Here is a 17426-nt window from a genome sequence, read left to right as displayed (position 1 = left end):
GCAGCCGAAAGGAAACAGGAAGCCGGATGTCGCGAACTGGCACCTCCGCTGGTGACCTCCGTATAACTGGCTGGATACAGGCTCTTGCCTGGCCCGAAAGGGAGCTGACGTGGACCAGGTGAGCCTTTGAATGCTCACGCCGCAAGGACAACCGAACCGAAGGGCAAGTTAGGCGCCATGACAACGCGGACGAGTGAGGCGGCGCCGGCCGTCGTGCCTGCTCCGAGTCTGGTGAACGGACCGGAGGACCTGGACTGGCACTGGGATGCCATCGATTGGGGGCATGCCGAAGCCCAGGTAAGACGTCTGAGGCAGCGGATATTCAAGGCAACGCAGGAAGGGGACCTCAAGAAGGTCCGCAATCTGCAAAAATTGATGCTTCGGAGCTTTTCCAACACGCTGGTCAGCGTACGGAAGGTCACGGAGGTCAACGCTGGACGCCTGACACCGGGGATTGATGGGAGGGTCATTACGACCTCCCAGGGCAAGACAGGGTTGACGCAAGCCTTGCGTCGTTCCGTTCGAGAACCCAAAGCCCGGCCAGTCAGGAGGGTCTATGTAGCGAAGGCGAACGGGAAGCGGCGCCCACTGGGGATTCCCGTCATTGTAGATCGCGTGCGACAAGCCCGTGTCGTCAATGCGCTGGAACCAGAGTGGGAGGCCAGGTTCGAGCCGAGATCTTACGGATTCCGGCCGGGCCGCGGCTGTCATGACGCGATTGAGACCATCTTCACCACAGCGTGCGGTAAGAATGCCAAACGCCTGTGGGTGCTCGACGCGGATCTCAAGGCAGCCTTCGACCGCATCAGTCATGATCACATCCTCAACCAGCTCGGCACCTTCCCTGCTAGGAAGTTGGTCCACGGCTGGTTGAAGGCAGGTGTGGTTGAGAGGGGCTGGCTCACCCCGACCCGCGAGGGAACGCCTCAGGGCGGTGTGGTCAGTCCATTGCTACTCAATATCGCCCTCCATGGAATGGAGAGTGCGGCCGGGGTACGCTATCGCACCGGCCAAGACGGAAACATCGTCGAGGTAGTGCGTGGTGCCCCGGTGCTGGTCCGCTACGCTGACGATCTTCTCGCCTTATGCTCCAGCCAGGAGCAAGCCGAGTGGGTCAAAGCGCGGTTGAGTGAGTGGTTGACTCCCAAGGGTCTTACCTTCAACGAAGAGAAGACCCAGATCGTCCATCTGACACAAGGGGTCGATTTCCTAGGGTTCAACATCCGCCGTTACGACAGTGGAAAGCTCATCATCAAGCCCAGCAGAGACGCCGTTAAACGAATCCGGAAGAGACTCGCTGATGAGATGCATGCCCTACGCGGTGCGAACTCGGCGGCAGTCTTAGCCAAGCTCAATCCCATCATCAAGGGTTGGGCTTGCTACTACCGGACCGTGGTGTCCAGCCGAATATTCAACGCGCTGGATGCCTATGTGTGGAGGCTCACCTACCGGTGGGGTCTACATAGTCACCAGAGCAAACCCACACGCTGGGTTGTGGATCGGTACTACGGCGCTTTCAACACCGCCAGGAAGGATCGATGGGTCTTCGGCAACCGTGACAACGGTGCCTATCTCATCAAGTTCTCCTGGATTCCGATCGTTCGGCACCAGGCGGTCAAGTCTGGGGCGTCACCAGACGACCCTGAGCTGGCCGAGTACTGGGCCAAACGACGACGCAGGAGAAGACCACCGCCCCTCGATCAGTCGACCTTGCGCCTACTCAAAGCGCAAGAAGGACGCTGTCCGGAGTGCGGGGACTACCTTCTGTACGCCGACCAGGAACCACAAGCTCCAGAGGAATGGGGAACGTGGTTCACCGTCGTCCGCAAGGCTCTCCGCAAAGAGGTGTTGACCTTGCAGAACGATGGTTCTGGCGATCGGAATCGCATCCATCTCCTGCATAGCTACTGCCACCACCGACGCTCAGCAAGAGTGGCATCGGAACAGCGAACTCAGCAGAACCTGCCAGCCCTTGTGGCTTGCCCGAGCCGTGTGCGGTGATAAGTCGCATGCACGGTTCCGAGGGGGCGGCGGCGCAGCAATGCGCCGTCGCTACCCGACGGTTCGTAAGGTGATGTCGGTTTCCAGGCGAGGCCTGGTGCGGGCTACTGCTTCCTGGTGAAGCTGCCGGTGTCGGCTTCGGTGAGGATGTCGAGCTTGACCAGGCGTTTCAGTTTTGCGCGGGTGCCCTCGATGTTCTTCGGCAGCGGTTCGTGGTCAAGGGCTTCGCAGATGTCCCGAGCTCGTAGAGGGCCGGTCGCATCGTTGAAGACGCTGAGGATGCGGGAGTAGTCCGGGTGCTCGGGCAGGTCCGGTGGGCCGGCCGGGAGCCGGTCGGTGAGGCTGGTGACGGTCTGTCGTGTGATCGTGAGGTGTTCGAGACGGGTCTCGGCTTCCCGAAGGCGGTTGTGCAGTTCGGTGATCTGCCCGCGGAGGTCGTCGGCCAGGGCCCGGGCGGCGTCTTCCTGGATGCCGAGGGCATCGAGGAGGGGCTGGAGGTTCACGCGGCAATCACTCGCGGGTCGCGCCAGGTGGGGGTGTTCTCTCCGGTGAGCCGGCGGGCCATCACGTGGGTCATGGCCCAGTAGACGCGGGAGGCCGAGGAGGCCGGGCGGTGTTCGTAGTCGCGGACCAGGCGCCGGTGCAGTATCAGGATTCCGTAGGTCTGCTCGACCCTCCAGCGCTTCGGCTGCGGGACGAAACCGATGTCCTGAGGGTTGCGTTGGACGATCTCCACGTCGATACCGAGCGTGGTGCCGTGGGCGACCACGGCGGTCTTGAAGCCCTGGTCGACCAGGGCCTTCTCGACGGTGTTGCCGGTGTTCTCGGCAACCTGGCCGAGCAGAGCGATGCCGGCGGCGTTGTCGTGCGCGCTCGCGGCGAGGACGACTACCGCGATGACCAGCCCGAGCACGTCCACGGCCAGGCCCCGCTTGCGGCCTGGGACGCGCTTCGCGGCGTCGCGGCCGCTCGTGGAGGCGGGGACCCCGGCCGCCGCGTGGACACTCTGCGTGTCCAGCACCACCAGGGTCGGGTCCTCTAATCGGCGGGCCCGCTCGCGGACCTGGCAGCGCAGGAGCTCGTGGATGACCCGGTCGGTCCCGTCGTCCCGCCAGACGGCGAAGTAGTAGTACGTCGCGCTCTTGGGCGGCAGGTCGTTCGGGAGGTAGGCCCACTGGCAGCCGGTCCGGCCCTGGTAGAGGATCGCGTTCACGATCTCCCGCATCGCATAGGCGCCCTGGTGGCCGCTGACCGAGCGATGCCGGCTCTTCCACGCCGTGATCACCGGCTCGATCAGCGCCCACTGCCCGTCCGATAAGTCACTCGGGTACGGCTTACGTTCAGTCACCTCATCAGATCACCAGAACAACGACCGTGGACAGCGGGTTTCAGTCCGCACCCACACCATCAGGCGACGACAGAACCACCCGAAGACTCACGAACCGTCCTCTGAGAGCGGCGGCGGGTGAGATTCCCGCCGCCGACTCACCTTGTGGTGCTCGTGAATGGCTCCCGGGCCGACGTCGAGGACCTGAAGCACGAGGTCACTGAAGTGCTCGAACCACTTGGGTTGCGGCTGTCACCAGCCAAGACCCGGATCGTGCACATGAGTGAAGCGTTCGACTTCCTTGGGTTCCGCATCCAGTGGAAGCGCAAGCGAGGAACGGACAAGTGGTACGTCTACACGTTCATCGCGGACCGGCCCACCGGTCGCTGAAGGACAGGATTCGTGCCCTGACACGCAGGAAGTCGCAGCAGAACCCCAGAGACGTGCTGGCCAGGCTCAATCTGATCATGCACGGCTGGGCCAACTACTTCAGGCATGCAGTCTGCAAACACACCCTGAGCAACCTGGCGAATTTCGTCTGGTGGCGGGTGGTCAAGTGGATGCAGACCCTGCATCGCTGGAGGTGGAAGGACGTCCGCCGCTGGCTGAAGGCACCCAATGGGAGCTGGAAGCCGATTTCGGTGGACGGGGTCGAGTTGTTCGATATGGCGGCGGTGCCGGTTACCCGCTACCGCTACCGGGGCAGCAAGATTCCCAATCCTTGGGTCCCTGCATAACCACGCAGAACGGCAGAGACCGTGGAGAGCCCGTTGCGTTGTGAGACGCACGGCGGGTTCGGCGAGCGGCCTGGGGAGACGGACCGGGAGTAATCCCGGCACCGCGCCCCAGGCCGACTCAACCCGGGCCCGGGAGGTGCCGTCGGAGACGCTGATGAGAGGTCCGGCCACCACCCGGTCCGGCGCAATGCCGGACAGCTCGCGGGCGGCAGGTCTGCATAACGTGGATGCGCGAGCACGACACCCAAGCCGAGGCCGGCACCGTCAACACCCGGGAAAGGGCACAATGTTCGAGATCGAAGACGTGAGCGTGTTCCTGGGCCTGGACGTCGGCAAGAGTGCCCACCACGGCCACGGACTCACCCCGGCCGGGAAGAAGGTCTTCGACAAGCAGCTGCCCAACAGCGAGCCGAAACTGCGGGCCGTGTTCGACAAACTGGCCGCGAAGTTCGGCACCGTCCTGGTGATCGTGGACCAGCCCGCATCCATCGGAGCCCTCCCACTCACGGTCGCCCGGGACGCGGGCTGCAAGGTCGCCTACCTGCCCGGACTCGCGATGCGGCGGATCGCCGACCTGTATCCGGGCGAGGCCAAGACCGATGCGAAGGACGCTGCGGTCATCGCGGATGCGGCCCGCACCATGCCGCACACCCTGCGCTCGCTGGAACTCACCGACGAGATCACCGCGGAACTCACGGTCCTCGTCGGCTTCGACCAGGACCTCGCGGCCGAGGCCACCCGCACTTCCAACCGGATACGCGGCCTGCTCACCCAGTTCCACCCGTCGCTGGAGCGCGTTCTGGGCCCCCGCCTCGACCACCAGGCCGTCACCTGGCTGCTGGAGCGCTACGGCTCCCCCGCCGCACTGCGCAAAGCCGGCCGCCGCAGGCTCGTCGAGCTCATCCGGCCCAAGGCCCCGCGCATGGCCCAGCGGCTGATCGACGATGTCTTCGAGGCGTTGGACGAGCAGACCGTCGTGGTCCCGGGGACCGGCACCCTCGACATCGTCGTGCCCTCCCTGGCCCGCTCGCTCGCCGCTGTCCACGAACAGCGCCGGGCCCTGGAAGCCCAGATCAACGCCCTGCTGGAGGCCCACCCTCTTTCCCCGGTCCTGACGTCGATGCCCGGCGTCGGCGTCAGGACCGCCGCCGTCCTGCTGGTCACCGTCGGCGACGGCACCAGCTTCCCGAACGCCGCCCACCTGGCCTCCTACGCCGGACTCGCCCCGACCACGAAGTCGTCGGGGACCTCGATCCACGGCGAACACGCGCCCCGAGGCGGCAACCGCCAGCTCAAACGCGCCATGTTCCTTTCCGCCTTCGCCTGCATGAACGCCGATCCCGCCTCCCGCGCCTACTACGACAAGCAACGCGCCCGCGGCAAAACCCACACCCAGGCCCTCCTCCGCCTCGCGCGCCAACGCATCAGCGTCCTGTTCGCCATGCTCCGAGACGGCACCTTCTACGAATCCCGCACGCCCGCGGACGTCGAGCTCGCCGCATGACCCCAGCAAGACCGAATCACCCCAAACCCGACAGAGGTGCCTTGACGAAGGACATAGAGGCACCCCCCCCGAGCCTGCACTCGGATGGCCCAACGAACCCTGCGCCTCGATCGCCACGGCGCCGGTTCAGGCGTCACTCGAAGGTGTCCAGATAAGGAGATGTACGGCGAGGTGAACCTCGACATCGCTGCCCGGCTCAACCTCACCGCGGTCACGGTGCCCGGCCCCCGCAACACGGGCGACGGGAAGCCGGTTGAGGAGCCTGCGGACTCATGGACTGCGACCTCTGCGGGACCCGGACGCAATAACCGTTGACGACGAGGACACCGAGGACTGTCGCGTTGCGTGGCGATCGGGGTTCAGTGGAGGGCGTCGATGAGCATGAGGGGGCGACGGCCAGGAGCACGATCGCGAACACGTGCTGGAGAGCGGTTCGGAGATTTTGGCGGCGAGGCGTTTGCCGTCCCAGGCTCCGATGATCGCAGCGCCGGTGAAGGGGGCGATGACAGTCCAGTGCAGGGGGGCCGGCGCGGGTGGCGAGCGCGGCAAGGGAGTTGACGGTGATGACCAGGAGGCTGGTGCCGACCGCAGCACGCATGCGCAGACCCAGGACGGAGACGAGGGCGGGGACGGCGAGGAACCCGCCGCCGACGCCGAGGAAGCCGGTGACCGCGCCGAGTCCGGCGCCCGCTGCGCCGGCCCGTGCGGGCCGGAGCTGTTGAGTCTGCGGGCTGGGATGAGGTGTCTTTAGCATGCGCCACGCCGCGAGGGCCGCTATCGCGGCGAAGGCCGCTGTCAGCGCTGCCTCGGGACGCGGGTGGAGAGGGCTGCCGCGGTGATGGCGGGCAGGATCCCGGCGGCCGCGAACAGAATGCCGTTCTTCCACTGGATGTTGCCCGAGGCGGCGTGGGTGTAAAGGGCGGTTGCCGAGGTGGTGGTGACGATGATCAGGGACGCGGTGGCGGCGGTGGCCGGGGTGAAGCCGAAGAAGTAGATCAGGGCGGGGACGGCCAGGACGCTGCCGCCTCCGCCCATCGCGCCGAGTGCCAAGCCGACGACGGCCCCGGCGGCCAGGGCGAGTATGAGGGCGCTCACCCTGTCCGGCCTCTTCTTCCGCGTTCGTTGACGACTGGGGGTCCGGCCTGCGCCCAGGCGTTCATTCTTTCCTTGGCGTTCGCGGTGTCGGCTCCGCGTTGGTTCAGAAGTGGGAGTGGTGCCGGGAAGCGCAGATCACCACCAGCAGCTGGCTTTGAGTGGCGGCCGGAGGCCGGGCGCTGGTCACCAGCCAGCAGAGCGTGTAGAGGCCAGACGCCAGGGGCGTGTCCGGTGTTCCACTCGACCTGTTCGCGCCCATCGGGGAGCACGGTGTCACCTCTAGTGGCACGCCCGCGAGCCATTGCGCGAGCGCGCTACCAGAGCTCAGACCGCGATCGCTACGTCCGTCACGCCGCCGGCCTCGGCGACCACGACGGCGCGGTCGGCCTTGGCACCCGGGACGAGCGCGCGCAGCGTCCAGGAGCCGGGGGCCGCGTAGAAGCGGAACTGGCCGGTGGCCGAGGTCGGGACCTCGGCGGTGAACTCGCCGGTCGAGTCCAGCAGGCGGACGTAGCCGGACACCGGCTCGCCGCCCTGGGTGATCTGGCCCTGGATCGCGGTCTCACCGGGCTTCAGCATCGCGAGGTCGGGCCCGCCGATCTGTGCTCCACACATGTTCTCTGTCCTGTCCTAGAGAGGTCGTACGTCTACTGCGAGGGCGTCGCGTGCCCGCGGAATTACTTGTTGGCGCCGAGCTCGATCGGCACGCCGACCAGCGAGCCGTACTCGGTCCAGGAGCCGTCGTAGTTCTTGACGTTCGTCTGGCCCAGGAGCTCGTACAGCACGAACCAGGTGAGCGCGGAGCGCTCACCGATGCGGCAGTAGGCGATGGTGTCCTTCGCCAGGTCGACCTGCTCGGCCTGGTAGAGGGCGGTGAGCTCCTCGTCAGACTTGAAGGTGCCGTCGTCGTTGGCGTTCTTCGACCACGGGATGTTGCGGGCGCTCGGGATGTGGCCCGGACGCTGCGACTGCTCCTGCGGGAGGTGCGCTGGCGCGAGCAGCTTGCCCGAGAACTCGTCGGGAGAGCGGACGTCGACCAGGTTCTTCGTGCCGATCGCGGCGACCGCGTCGTCACGGAAGGCGCGGATCGAGGTGTCCTGGACCTTGGCCTTGTACTGCGTGGCCGGGCGGTTCGGGACGTCGGCGCCGTCGACCAGGTCGCGGGAGTCGAGCTCCCACTTCTTGCGGCCGCCGTCGAGCAGGCGGACGTCCTGGTGGCCGTAGAGCTTGAAGTACCAGTAGGCGTAGGACGCGAACCAGTTGTTGTTGCCGCCGTAGAGGACGACGGTGTCGTCGTTGGAGATGCCCTTGGCGGAGAGGAGCTTCTCGAAGCCCTCCTGGTCCACGAAGTCGCGGCGGACCGGGTCCTGGAGGTCGCTCTTCCAGTCGATCCGGACGGCGTTGGTGATGTGGTTCTTGTCGTACGCGGACGTGTCCTCGTCCACCTCGACGATGACGACGTTCGCGTCGTTCAGGTGGGCCTCGACCCAGTCGGCGTCTACGAGGACGTCACTGCGGCTCATGATGTTCTCCATCCGGGGAAGTTGGTAGTGGGTGATTATAGGCCGTAAATCGGTCACGTTTGAATCATGCAGGCTGCTAATGAAAAGCCGGAGAACTGGTGCTCTCACCGCAAAGATGCTCACACTCCGCACCCGGTGAGTCGCGTTCGGTAAAGAATTGGGTCGATAGCCGGGCCGACTGGCTGAGTTGCGGCAACGAGGGCTCTGCACACGGTGCCTGCGTTGGGCGTGTCCCTGTCCTAGAACTGGGCGCGGTTTGAGGACGGCGGGTAGCGGTGAAGGCGACTCCGGCTAGGACGAGAGCACCTCCGACGAATGCGGTGTGCGCTGGCGCAGACTGGGTGAGTGCAGCGTTAACGGCAAGAGCTGCTACGGGGACGCCGTACAACACCAGTGAGCTGGTGGAGGCAGAGGTTGCCGACAGCGTGCGGGACCAGGAGCAGAAGGCAAATACCGTGCAGCCGACACTCAGCCAGATCACTGCAGCGGTGCCGTGCCAGTCGGCGGTTGCTACCTGAGAGATGGTTGACGGCAAGAACGGAAGGAGGGGTAGGGCACCGAAGAGGCTTCCATAGAAGGTGCATTCGATGCCGGAGTACCGGGCAAGCAGGGGTTTTTGTACGACAAACGATGCGGCCTGAGCTGCCGCAGCCGCAATGACGAGTCCGGCTCCGGCGAGAGTTCCTCCACTATGTCCCGTAGTCATGGCTATCAGCAGTGCCCCGGACAGGGCTACTCCCAGGCCAACCGTGCCCCGGGCGCTTGGGCGTTCTCCCAGTAGGAATGCCCCCAAGAGCATGACGAAAATTGGGGAAGTGGAGATAAGCATGGCCGCAGTGCCGGCGTCCACGCTCTGCTCGCCCGCGTAGAGCAGAAGCTGATAAGCCGTCATGCCCGCGAGGCCGAAGGTCGCCATCCGAAGGGCATCACGCAGCCCCAAGGTTCGGATGCGTCCCTGCAGCAGGAATGGCAGCAGAAGGAGTGCTGAGATGCCCATCCGCAATACGGCGATTGCCGTCGGAGAATACCCAGGCAGCGCGATACTGATCGCCGGGAAGGCAGACCCCCACAGCGCAGCTGTTACGACCATGGGTTTCCATGGAAATGTCGGCGCACCCGTCACGGTAACACTCCGGAGACTAGAGCCTGCTCCTGGCCCACGGTCCGGCAACCAGGATGAGCCGATAAGATAACCCGACCTGGCCAAATAAGAGAAATAAGATATCCAGCCAGCATGCCAAAGATTCACCTATGGCGGAAAGGTGGGTATCATGTTCGGGCGGTCCCTGCAGCTGGAAATGCCTCTGGAACTTGCGGTGTTCACGCTCGCAGAGCAGCTGGAGGCGAGCGGGTCTACCGTCCTGGCTCGCTTTGATCAACGAGTGGTTGCAAGCGAATCCATGCCGACGGTGTGGCTCAGCCTCTGGCATGCCGAACTAGGGAGTGACTCCCCAATCACGGCCCCTCCGACATACTGACTGCATGGCCTCGTCACTTCGCCCTCCTGCGCAGCGTCCCTGCGAGAGCTGTCCTTACTGACTTCGGCTCGTCAGGGTGATCTTTGTGGAAGTCGATGATGTGGCTGGGGTGTTGGTAGTACTTCGTGGTGTGTGAGGTATGCGGATGGGGGCGGGCTGACCGCGATGGGGCGTCAGCGTCGCGAGACGGTGCGGATGCAGGCGGCCGAGTTGTTCGAGCAGAAGATCAAGCCGCCGGAGGTGGCCCGGCGACTGCGGGTGAGCCGGAAATCGGCTTACCAGTGGCAGGAGCTGTGGCGAGACGGCGGCATGCAGGCCCTGGTCTCGCGTGGGGCGAGCGGGTCACGGTGCCGTCTGTCGCCGCGCTGCCTGGAGAAGCTCGCCGCATATCTGGAGCAGGGTCCGGCCGCGCATGGCTGGGTGGAGGACCAGGTGTGGACCGCGGCGCGGGTGTCCACGCTGATCGGCAGGAAGTTCCATGTCTCCTACAGCGTCTCGGGCGCAACGAGGCTGATGCGCCGGCTCGGTTTCAGTCCGCAGGTGCCCGCGCGCCGGGCGGTTGTAGATAGTCACTCAACATGCTGACGAACGGGCAGTGTTGTGCCATTGGTGATGTTGATGAGGAAGAGTTCACAAGAAGGTAATTGATCTTCTGGGTGCTGGGCGGCACCGTGATCATGTCCTGAACATGATCACGGCCCTCCCGCTCGTTTGGCGGCGTCCGGGAGGGCCGTGCGAGCGCCAACGGAGGGCGCTTTGGTCACGGTAGAGGTGGCAACTTCGGTTGTCGAACGGCGCCTGGTCGAGGGCGAGTTGTCGTGTCCGGGCTGCGGCGGGGTGCTAGCCCGGTGGGGCTGGGGCCGGTCGCGGAGCCTGCGGGGTCCGGGCGGGGTCGTGGTGGTGCGTCCGCGTCGGGCGAGGTGCCGCTCCTGCGAGGCGACGCACATCCTGCTTCCAGCGTTGTCCCTGGTCAGACGCGCGGACACGGCTGAGGTCGTCGGGGCCGGGCTGGAGCTCGCGGCAGCCGGCTGGGGCTGCCGGCGGATCGCCGGGCGGCTGGGCAGGCCGGTGACGACAGTGCGGGGCTGGCTGCGGTGCTGGTCGCGGCGGGCGGTCCGGGCGACGGCGGTGTTCACCGCGTGGCTGGTCGCGCTGGCGGACGACCCGGCCGCGGTCCTGCCGGCCCCGGCCGGGACGGCGGTCGCTGACGCGGTCAGTGCGGTGACGGGGTTCGCGTTCGCCGCGAGGGCGAGGCTCGGGAAGTTGAAGGTGCCTACCTGGTTGCTGGTGTCGGCGGCCTGCCACGGCCGCCTGCTGGCGCCGGGCTGGCCTCCGGCCTGACCTCCGAAACGATCAACACGAGCTGACCCTGACGAAGATCGTCGGGCTCGGCTCATCCTGGCGGCTGGCATGTCCACAGCCGTTTCAGGAGGGCGCCGGATGGCGTTGGTCGATGAGGAGGAGCGACGGCGGGCCGAACGGGCCCACCAAGTCGCCTTGTTCCGTTACCAGTTGATCCGCGAGGCGGCTGACGCTGCCCTGAGCCCGCGCCAGCGCGGGGCGATGGTCCGCGCGATCGCTGCCCGGGTGCACACCGATCCGTTCGGGAAGCCGGTCAAGATCACGCGCGGGACGGTGGATCGCTGGCTCAAGCTCTGGCGTGAGGGCGGTTTCGACGCGCTGCTGCCGCCGACCCGGCAGGTCACCCCGCGCACGCCGGAGGAGGTGCTGGACCTGGCAGCGGCCTTGAAGCGGGAGAATCCGAGCCGGTCGACCGCGCAGGTGGTGCGGATCCTGCAGCAGCACCTGGGCTGGGGCCCGTCCTACCGCACCGTCCACCGGCACCTTCAGCGCCTGGAACTGCTGACCCGCCCCGACGGGCAGGCGCCGGAGGCGTTCGGCCGGTTCGAGGCGAACCGGCCGAATGAGCTCTGGGTCGGGGATGCCCTCCACGGGCCGAAGATCGCAGGTCACAAGGCTTATCTCTTCGCGTTCGTCGACGACCACAGTCGGGCGGTGGTCGGGCACCGCTGGGGCGGCGCCGAGGACAGCGTCCGACTGGCGGCGGCGCTTCGGCCGGCACTGGCCGCCCGCGGCGTCCCCGAGGGCGTCTACGTCGACAACGGCTCCGCGTTCGTGGACTCCGCCCTGCTCAGAGCCTGCGCGAGGCTCGGGATCAAGCTGATCCACTCGACGCCGGGGCGCCCGCAGGGCAGGGGCAAGATCGAACGCTTTTTCCGCACTGTCCGGGAACAGTTCCTGGTCGAGGTCGACACGGAGAAGGTCACCGACCTGGCCATGCTCAATCGCCTCTTCACAGCCTGGGTCGAGCAGGTCTATCACCGGCGGGCGCACTCCGAGACGGGGCAGCAGCCGCTGGAGCGGTGGATGGCCAGCGCCCCGTTCCCGGTCCCCACCCCGGACGCGTTGAGGGAGGCTTTCCGCTGGTCAGAGCTGCGGAAGGTCGCCAAGACCGCCACGGTCTCACTCCAGTCCAACACCTACAACGTCGACGCCTCGCTGGTCGGCCGGCAGGTCGAGCTCGTCTTCGACCCCTTCGACCTGACCGACATCGACGTCCGCTTCGGCGGACGCTCGTTCGGCAAGGCCATCCCGCACCAGATCACCCGGCACGCGCACCCCAAGGCCAAGCCCGAGACCCCCGTCGCGGCCCCGCCGGCGCCGACCGGGATCGACTACCTCTGCCTGATCGACACCGAGCGCACCAGGGAACTCGGGCAGCGGATCAACTACGAGGTGTGAGGTGACCCCCGGAGTGTGGACACAGGGGTTCATGCTGCGAGTGAGAGTTTAGCTGTCTTGTGGTGCTGCTGTTCGAACTCCATTGGGGAGAGGTAGCCCAGGGCGCTGTGGCGGCGGCGGGCGTTGTAGTAGGTGAGCCACTGGAATATCTCCAGCCTCGCCTGCCGCATCGTCAAGAACAGTTTCCCGTACATCGTTTCTCGCTTCAGGCCCTGCCAGAAACTCTCGGCCAGGGCGTTGTCGTAACTTGAGCCGACCCTGCCCATGCTCCTGCGGATGCCGTACCGGTCGCAGACCTGGGCGAACGCGGCCGAGGTGTACTGCGACCCGCGGTCCGCGTGGAAGATCACTCCGGCCACGTTGCCGCCGCGGGCGGCGACCGCGTTCTGGAGCGCGTCGATGACGAGTTCGGCCCGCATGTGCGGGGCCATCGACCAGCCGAGCACCCGGCGGGACCGGATGTCCACGACGCAGGCGAGGTAGAGCCACGTTGCTCCGACCTGCACGTATGTGATGTCACCGCACCACTTCTCGTCCAGATCGCCGGCGGTGAAGTCCCGCCGGACCAGGTCCGGCACCGGCGGCGCGAGGCGGTCTGGAGTCGTGGTGCGCTTCTTCTTGCGCAGGTGGCGGCCGACGATGTCGTGCTTGCGCATCAGCCGCGCGACCCGCTTGCGGTTGACCGTGTGGCCGAAGCCGCGCAGCTCGGCGTGGACCCGCAACGCGCCGTAGTTCCCGCGGTGTTCGGCGTGGATCTCGCGGATCTCGGCGACCAGCGTGTCCTCGGCGGCCTGCTGCACGGCCCGCGCTTCGGCGCCGGCGATCCACCCGTAGTAGCCCGAGCGGGAGACCTCCAGCACCCGGCATATCCGCTTGACGCCGAACATCTCGGCATGGGCGGAGACGAAGTCCCAAGCGGCGGTCTTCACTTCATCTCCCGGGCAAAATACGCCGCTGCCCGGCGCAGGATCTCCCGCTCCAGCTGCCATTCCTTCTCGTTCTTCAGCAGCCGGGCGTTCTCCGCCCGCAGCCGCGCCAGCTCGCCCTCCGCGCCATCCGACGCGCCAGCGGCGGCCGACGGTGCGTCCATGTCGCGCACCCAGGTCCGCAGCGTCTCGGGGTTGACGTTCAGATCGGCCGCGACGTCCTTGAACGTCCGCCTGCCGGCCGAAGCCCGCCACAACGCGATCGCGTCGGACCGGAACTCCGCACTGTACTTCGAGGGCCGTGCCACAGAGATCTACACCTTCCAGGATCAACAAGATCCATTGTCAGGTGTGTCCACATCACGGGGATCACCTCAGTCTTCCTGCCCGGCCAGGCCCAACCGACCGAAGCCGTCGACCTGACCGAGGAAGGCTCGTGACCAGCGGCAACCCGGTCCAGGACCGGCTCGACGAGCTCGACGACCAGGAGACGTCGGCCCGCCTGCTGCTGGAGCGGACGCTGCGGCTGGCCGGCCGCAGGCTCGACCACCACCGGGTCACCGGCCCGGCCTTGCGGCTCGCGGTCCGCTTCCACCGGCGGGCCGAACACGCCGCAGCCGAACTGGACCGCTGCATCGCCCACTTGGAGAGGACGGACGGACGTTGATAGACAAACTGACCGCGCACTGGGGCTTCACGCGCATGCCCTTCGACAAGGACCTGGCCCCCTCGATGCTGCACCGGCACTCCTCCCACGCGCAGGCCGTCGCCCGCATCACCTGGTGCATCGGCGAACGCGCACTGGGGGTGATCACCGGCGAGGTCGGCGCGGGCAAGACCGTCGCGGTCAGAGCGTCGCTGTCCCAGCTGGACCACCCCCGCCACAAGGTGATCTACCTGGCGAACCCCGCGGTCGGCGTCGCCGGGATCCACCACGCGATCGTCGCCTCGCTGGGCGGCGTCCCGCGTCCGCACAAGTCGACGCTGATCCCGCAGGCCACCGCCCTGCTGGCCACCGAGAACAACGAGCGCGGCCGCGTCCCCATCCTGATCATCGAGGAGGCACATCTCCTGGACCACGAGCAGCTGGAGGCGATCCGGATGCTGACCAACGACGAGATGGATTCCAACAGCCCGCTGGCCTGCCTGCTGATCGGCCAGCCGACCCTGCGGCACAAGATCAAACTCGGTGTCCTGGCCGCCCTGGACCAGAGGATCCAGGTCCGCTACAACATGCCGTCCATGACCGGCGAGGAGACCTCCTCCTACCTGGTCCACCACCTCGCGCTCGCCGGCCGCAGCGACACCCTGTTCACCGACGACGCGATCACGCTGATCCACGACACCGCCCGCGGCTTTCCCCGCGCCGTCAACAACCTCGCCGTCCAGGCCCTGCTGTCCGCCTACGCCGAGGGCAAGCCCATCGTCGACGAGACCAGCGCCCGCGCCGCCGTCGCCGAAGTCACCGCCGAATGACGACCGCGCCCACCATAGGCACCGTCAACATCCCAGTGACACGATGAAGATCAAACAGCCCGCCGGAACCCCACCGGCGGGCTCTTCTCATCCCCGAACATCACCATCGGGAATGGCAAACCCGTCACGATTTTGAATGGCACCCAACAGCATCGGCGAGGCGCCGTACGTAACGACTGTGCACCCACGCACTCAGCGCGCCGCACCCAGTGCACCCGGCCGGAGGACGCGATCTCGTAAGGCGGAGATCACCACGAAAGGACCAGAGATGTTGATCGACACCACCAGAACATCCGCCAACTGCGTGAATGAATTGCCCAGTTCAACAGAGCTCAACCAAAGGCTGCCCACGACGCGGACGAGCCGCCCATCACGGCGAGATGATCTCGGGCTACGAAAATCTTGCCAGAGCCACGTTCACATGTACGCCGACAGCTGGCACGAGGAGGGCAGGGCTGGCCGGCGATCTGGGCGAAGGCGAAGAAGGACTGGGCGAGGTCCTGTTCGCCGACCAGGTCGGCATCCGCTCCGACCAGGTCACCGGCCGCACCTGGGGAGAGAAGGGGAAGACTCCCGTCGTGCGGCGGACCGGCAACCGGTTCTCGGTGGACGCGATGTCGGCGATCAGTACCAAGTGCGGGATGCACTTCATGGTCTTCGCCGAGAGCTTCACCGCCGAAGTGATGTGCCGCTTCCCGGACCGGCTCGCCGGCCACTTCGACCGTAAGGTCCATCTCGTGGTCGACGGGCACTTCGCCCACCGCTCCAAGAGGGTCCGCGACTGGCTCGCTGCCCACCCCGACGACGTCGAGCTGCACTTCCTGCCCCCGTACTCGCCCGAGCTGAACCCTGACGAGCTGGTCAACGCCGACCTCAAGCACAGCCTGCCCAAGCAGCACCGGGCCCGTAACCAGGCCGAACTCGCCGCCGAGACCCGTCGCTTCTTCCGCAGACGACAGCGTCAACCGCAGATCGTCCGCGGCTACTTTGGCGGCCCGCATGTCCGCTACATCCTGGACGGGAACCCCATGAGTTTCTGATCAATAGCTCGTGGATTGACTTCTGGCCCGGCGTCAGCTTTGTGGCCCAGTGATCTTGGTTTGAAAGCTGGGGCGTGCGGGCTCGGGGCGTGGTAAACCTCGATGGGGCGGTGGTCGGCGAGGGCCTGGTGGGGCCGGACATGGTTGAAGACGTGCCGGCAGTGCCCGGCCTCGCGGGCGAGGCCGGCGAGGATAGTGAGGTTTCCACTCTCCAGGCGGTAGAGGTGTTCGTACTTCAGAGAGCGCTCGCGTACCCCGTTGCGGCTGGGGCTCTTGGCGGTGCGGATGTGCGTCCCCGGTGACGAAGGCATCGTGCTGCTCACAGGGAGAGAGCCTCAACTTCGAGGTACCACTGGCGGCGCGGTCCGCGATACAGCAGCGCCGTCCAGCCGCACCCGGTCAGTACCTGCTCGCACTGCTGCAGCGCCCGCTGCTGGTCGAACCGGACCCCACTACCTGACGGCCCAACCCACCGCACCCGCACCACGCCGCCGCGGTCCGGGACGTCTTCGACGCAGTAGCCCGTCGCGACCCGCACACCCTGGCTGTCGAGCGCGGACGGAGCCAGTCCGTTGGCCTCCAGCGTGAGCGCGACAGCGCGCACAGCTTGGCAGCGCTCCCACAGTGCCGGTGTCGCCAACGGGTCCGCAGCGTCGGTGTTCATCAGCCGGCGGATCTCGCATAGCGCCTCGAAGGCCTCGCGCGCCGCATGAAGCCGCCGCTCACCAGGATCGATCGGCAGCCCCGACCCGGTCGCCACATCGAACTGCGTCGTCATCGCCCCTCCCTACCTCACCCGGCGTTGCCGTCGGCCTCTTGGGCGTCCTGGTACCGCACCCAGGATATTCGGATGTATTCTTCCGGGGTGGCTGATACGACGATCAAGATTACGGACGAGGTCCGGGACCGGCTTCGCATCCTGGCCAAGGAACGTGGCACCAGCACCCGCAACGTTGTGGAGAGCCTGATCGCGCAGGTTCCCACCAACGCCGACCGCGCAGAGCGCACCGCCCGCGCCCTGGCTTACGTTCGCACGAACCTGTGCCCGGACCTGAGCGATGATGAGGTCGCCCGCGCCCAGCAGTGGCGCGCTGACATCGCAGCCGGCCGCCTCGGCGGCCGTAGGTGATCATCCTCGATCACACCGCGGTGTTAGCCCTCTGCCACGGGCACCGGTTCCTCGCTGGCCTTGTCGTCATCGAAGCAGGCGACCTGCAGCAACGCGCCCACGTGCCCGCGCTCTGCCTGGTCGCAGCCAGCCAGGAGCTGCCCGGCGCCACCGCTCACGTCGGCGCTCTCTCCGGGCTGGAATTCCTGCCCTTGGACTTCGCTGCCTGTGCAGCGGTTGAAGAAGCCGCTGCGTCCGGCATCGAATGGAGTTGCGCGCACGCGGTTTACGCGGCCGTCTCTGAAGCCGACGGCGGGCAGGTCCTTACCGCCGCACCGCAGGCGTATGACGGCACCGGCGTATGGGCAGTGGACATCGGCGCCCCCTGACCCGGCCGACGAAGGACGGGCCCCCTCCAAGAGCGCGAACAGTCGTAGCCGGGTATTCA

General features: G+C 66.5%; 17 protein-coding genes and 3 pseudogenes. 12 read left to right on the top strand and 8 right to left on the bottom strand.

Going from position 1 to position 17426, the window contains the following annotated elements; genetic code table 11:
* The first annotated feature begins 177 nt into the window (after nt 1–177).
* Nucleotides 178–2001: a group II intron reverse transcriptase/maturase gene (gene ltrA / locus OIU81_RS37535; protein WP_329142546.1), complete on the top strand. Its 1824-nt coding sequence runs from the start codon at nt 178–180 to the stop codon at nt 1999–2001.
* A 104-nt stretch (nt 2002–2105) separates the two neighbouring features.
* Here ltrA and OIU81_RS37530 read toward each other — a convergent pair whose 3' ends face one another.
* Both OIU81_RS37530 and OIU81_RS37525 read right to left on the bottom strand, forming a co-directional pair.
* Nucleotides 2106–2504: a hypothetical protein gene (locus OIU81_RS37530; protein ID WP_329142620.1), complete on the bottom strand. Its 399-nt coding sequence runs from the start codon at nt 2502–2504 to the stop codon at nt 2106–2108.
* Nucleotides 2501–3349, bottom strand: a complete 849-nt coding sequence (locus OIU81_RS37525) for an IS5 family transposase (protein ID WP_329142619.1) — start codon at nt 3347–3349, stop codon at nt 2501–2503. The genes OIU81_RS37530 and OIU81_RS37525 overlap by 4 nt, the downstream gene beginning before the upstream one ends.
* Before the next feature lie 144 nt (nt 3350–3493).
* Between OIU81_RS37525 and OIU81_RS37520 the strand changes: the two genes are divergently transcribed.
* The 3 genes from OIU81_RS37520 (at nt 3494) to OIU81_RS37510 (ending at nt 5569) form a co-directional block, all read left to right on the top strand.
* A complete protein-coding gene (locus tag OIU81_RS37520; RefSeq protein ID WP_329142633.1) occupies nt 3494–3718 on the top strand; it encodes a hypothetical protein in 225 nt (74 codons plus the stop codon).
* On the top strand, nt 3646–4065 hold the full coding sequence (locus OIU81_RS37515; protein WP_329331998.1) for a group II intron maturase-specific domain-containing protein: 420 nt from the start codon (nt 3646–3648) through the stop codon (nt 4063–4065). The genes OIU81_RS37520 and OIU81_RS37515 overlap by 73 nt, the downstream gene beginning before the upstream one ends.
* Before the next feature lie 286 nt (nt 4066–4351).
* A complete protein-coding gene (locus tag OIU81_RS37510; RefSeq protein WP_329142635.1) occupies nt 4352–5569 on the top strand; it encodes an IS110 family transposase in 1218 nt (405 codons plus the stop codon).
* Between the two features lie 359 nt (nt 5570–5928).
* On the opposite strand, the pseudogene OIU81_RS37505 reads toward OIU81_RS37510, so the two are convergent.
* The 4 genes and pseudogenes from OIU81_RS37505 to OIU81_RS37490 all read right to left on the bottom strand — a co-directional run bounded on the left by OIU81_RS37505 (nt 5929) and on the right by OIU81_RS37490 (nt 9277).
* A pseudogene (locus tag OIU81_RS37505) lies at nt 5929–6664 on the bottom strand (sulfite exporter TauE/SafE family protein).
* Between the two features lie 324 nt (nt 6665–6988).
* On the bottom strand, nt 6989–7279 hold the full coding sequence (locus OIU81_RS37500; RefSeq protein ID WP_329142636.1) for a DUF1416 domain-containing protein: 291 nt from the start codon (nt 7277–7279) through the stop codon (nt 6989–6991).
* Nucleotides 7280–7341: 62 nt separating this feature from the next.
* Nucleotides 7342–8187 carry a sulfurtransferase gene (locus tag OIU81_RS37495; protein ID WP_329142637.1) on the bottom strand — a complete coding sequence of 282 codons (846 nt, stop codon included), beginning with the start codon at nt 8185–8187 and terminating at the stop codon, nt 7342–7344.
* A 76-nt stretch (nt 8188–8263) separates the two neighbouring features.
* Nucleotides 8264–9277: a DMT family transporter gene (locus OIU81_RS37490; protein ID WP_329142638.1), complete on the bottom strand. Its 1014-nt coding sequence runs from the start codon at nt 9275–9277 to the stop codon at nt 8264–8266.
* A 520-nt stretch (nt 9278–9797) separates the two neighbouring features.
* On the opposite strand from OIU81_RS37490, the pseudogene OIU81_RS37485 reads away from it, so the two are divergent.
* From OIU81_RS37485 to OIU81_RS37475, 3 genes and pseudogenes are all read left to right on the top strand, one after another.
* A pseudogene (locus OIU81_RS37485) lies at nt 9798–10220 on the top strand (helix-turn-helix domain-containing protein); the annotation flags it as partial.
* 405 nt (nt 10221–10625) lie between these two features.
* The gene (locus tag OIU81_RS37480; RefSeq protein ID WP_329142555.1) at nt 10626–11006 is read left to right on the top strand and encodes a helix-turn-helix domain-containing protein; all 381 of its coding nucleotides are present in this window, start codon (nt 10626–10628) and stop codon (nt 11004–11006) included.
* Nucleotides 11007–11105: 99 nt separating this feature from the next.
* A pseudogene (locus OIU81_RS37475) lies at nt 11106–12419 on the top strand (DDE-type integrase/transposase/recombinase); the annotation flags it as partial.
* Nucleotides 12420–12457: 38 nt separating this feature from the next.
* Here the strand turns inward: OIU81_RS37475 and OIU81_RS37470 are convergent.
* Nucleotides 12458–13662, bottom strand: a protein-coding gene (locus OIU81_RS37470) for an IS3 family transposase (RefSeq protein WP_329142551.1) whose coding sequence is annotated in 2 segments (ribosomal slippage) — nt 12458–13422 and nt 13422–13662 — 1206 coding nt in all. Because the reading frame shifts where the segments join, the coding sequence is not laid out codon by codon here.
* A 128-nt stretch (nt 13663–13790) separates the two neighbouring features.
* Here OIU81_RS37470 and OIU81_RS37465 point away from each other — a divergent pair.
* From OIU81_RS37465 to OIU81_RS37455, 3 genes are all read left to right on the top strand, one after another.
* Nucleotides 13791–14021: a hypothetical protein gene (locus OIU81_RS37465; RefSeq protein ID WP_329142553.1), complete on the top strand. Its 231-nt coding sequence runs from the start codon at nt 13791–13793 to the stop codon at nt 14019–14021.
* Nucleotides 14022–14056: 35 nt separating this feature from the next.
* Nucleotides 14057–14830 (top strand): ExeA family protein, encoded by a 774-nt coding sequence (locus OIU81_RS37460; protein ID WP_443074900.1) that lies wholly within the window; start codon nt 14057–14059, stop codon nt 14828–14830.
* A 380-nt stretch (nt 14831–15210) separates the two neighbouring features.
* Nucleotides 15211–15870 (top strand): IS630 family transposase, encoded by a 660-nt coding sequence (locus OIU81_RS37455; RefSeq protein ID WP_443073907.1) that lies wholly within the window; start codon nt 15211–15213, stop codon nt 15868–15870.
* A 319-nt stretch (nt 15871–16189) separates the two neighbouring features.
* Here OIU81_RS37455 and OIU81_RS37450 read toward each other — a convergent pair whose 3' ends face one another.
* The gene (locus tag OIU81_RS37450) at nt 16190–16648 is read right to left on the bottom strand and encodes a hypothetical protein (RefSeq protein ID WP_329142640.1); all 459 of its coding nucleotides are present in this window, start codon (nt 16646–16648) and stop codon (nt 16190–16192) included.
* Between the two features lie 87 nt (nt 16649–16735).
* Here OIU81_RS37450 and OIU81_RS37445 point away from each other — a divergent pair, with 87 nt between their 5' ends.
* Nucleotides 16736–16999 carry a hypothetical protein gene (locus tag OIU81_RS37445; protein WP_329142641.1) on the top strand — a complete coding sequence of 88 codons (264 nt, stop codon included), beginning with the start codon at nt 16736–16738 and terminating at the stop codon, nt 16997–16999.
* Nucleotides 16996–17367 (top strand): hypothetical protein, encoded by a 372-nt coding sequence (locus tag OIU81_RS37440; protein WP_329142642.1) that lies wholly within the window; start codon nt 16996–16998, stop codon nt 17365–17367. The genes OIU81_RS37445 and OIU81_RS37440 overlap by 4 nt, the downstream gene beginning before the upstream one ends.
* The last annotated feature ends 59 nt before the right edge of the window (nt 17368–17426 follow it).

The organism is Streptomyces sp. NBC_01454, assembly GCF_036227565.1.
Classification (GTDB): domain Bacteria; phylum Actinomycetota; class Actinomycetes; order Streptomycetales; family Streptomycetaceae; genus Streptomyces.
This window is presented reverse-complemented; position numbering and strand designations above follow the sequence as displayed.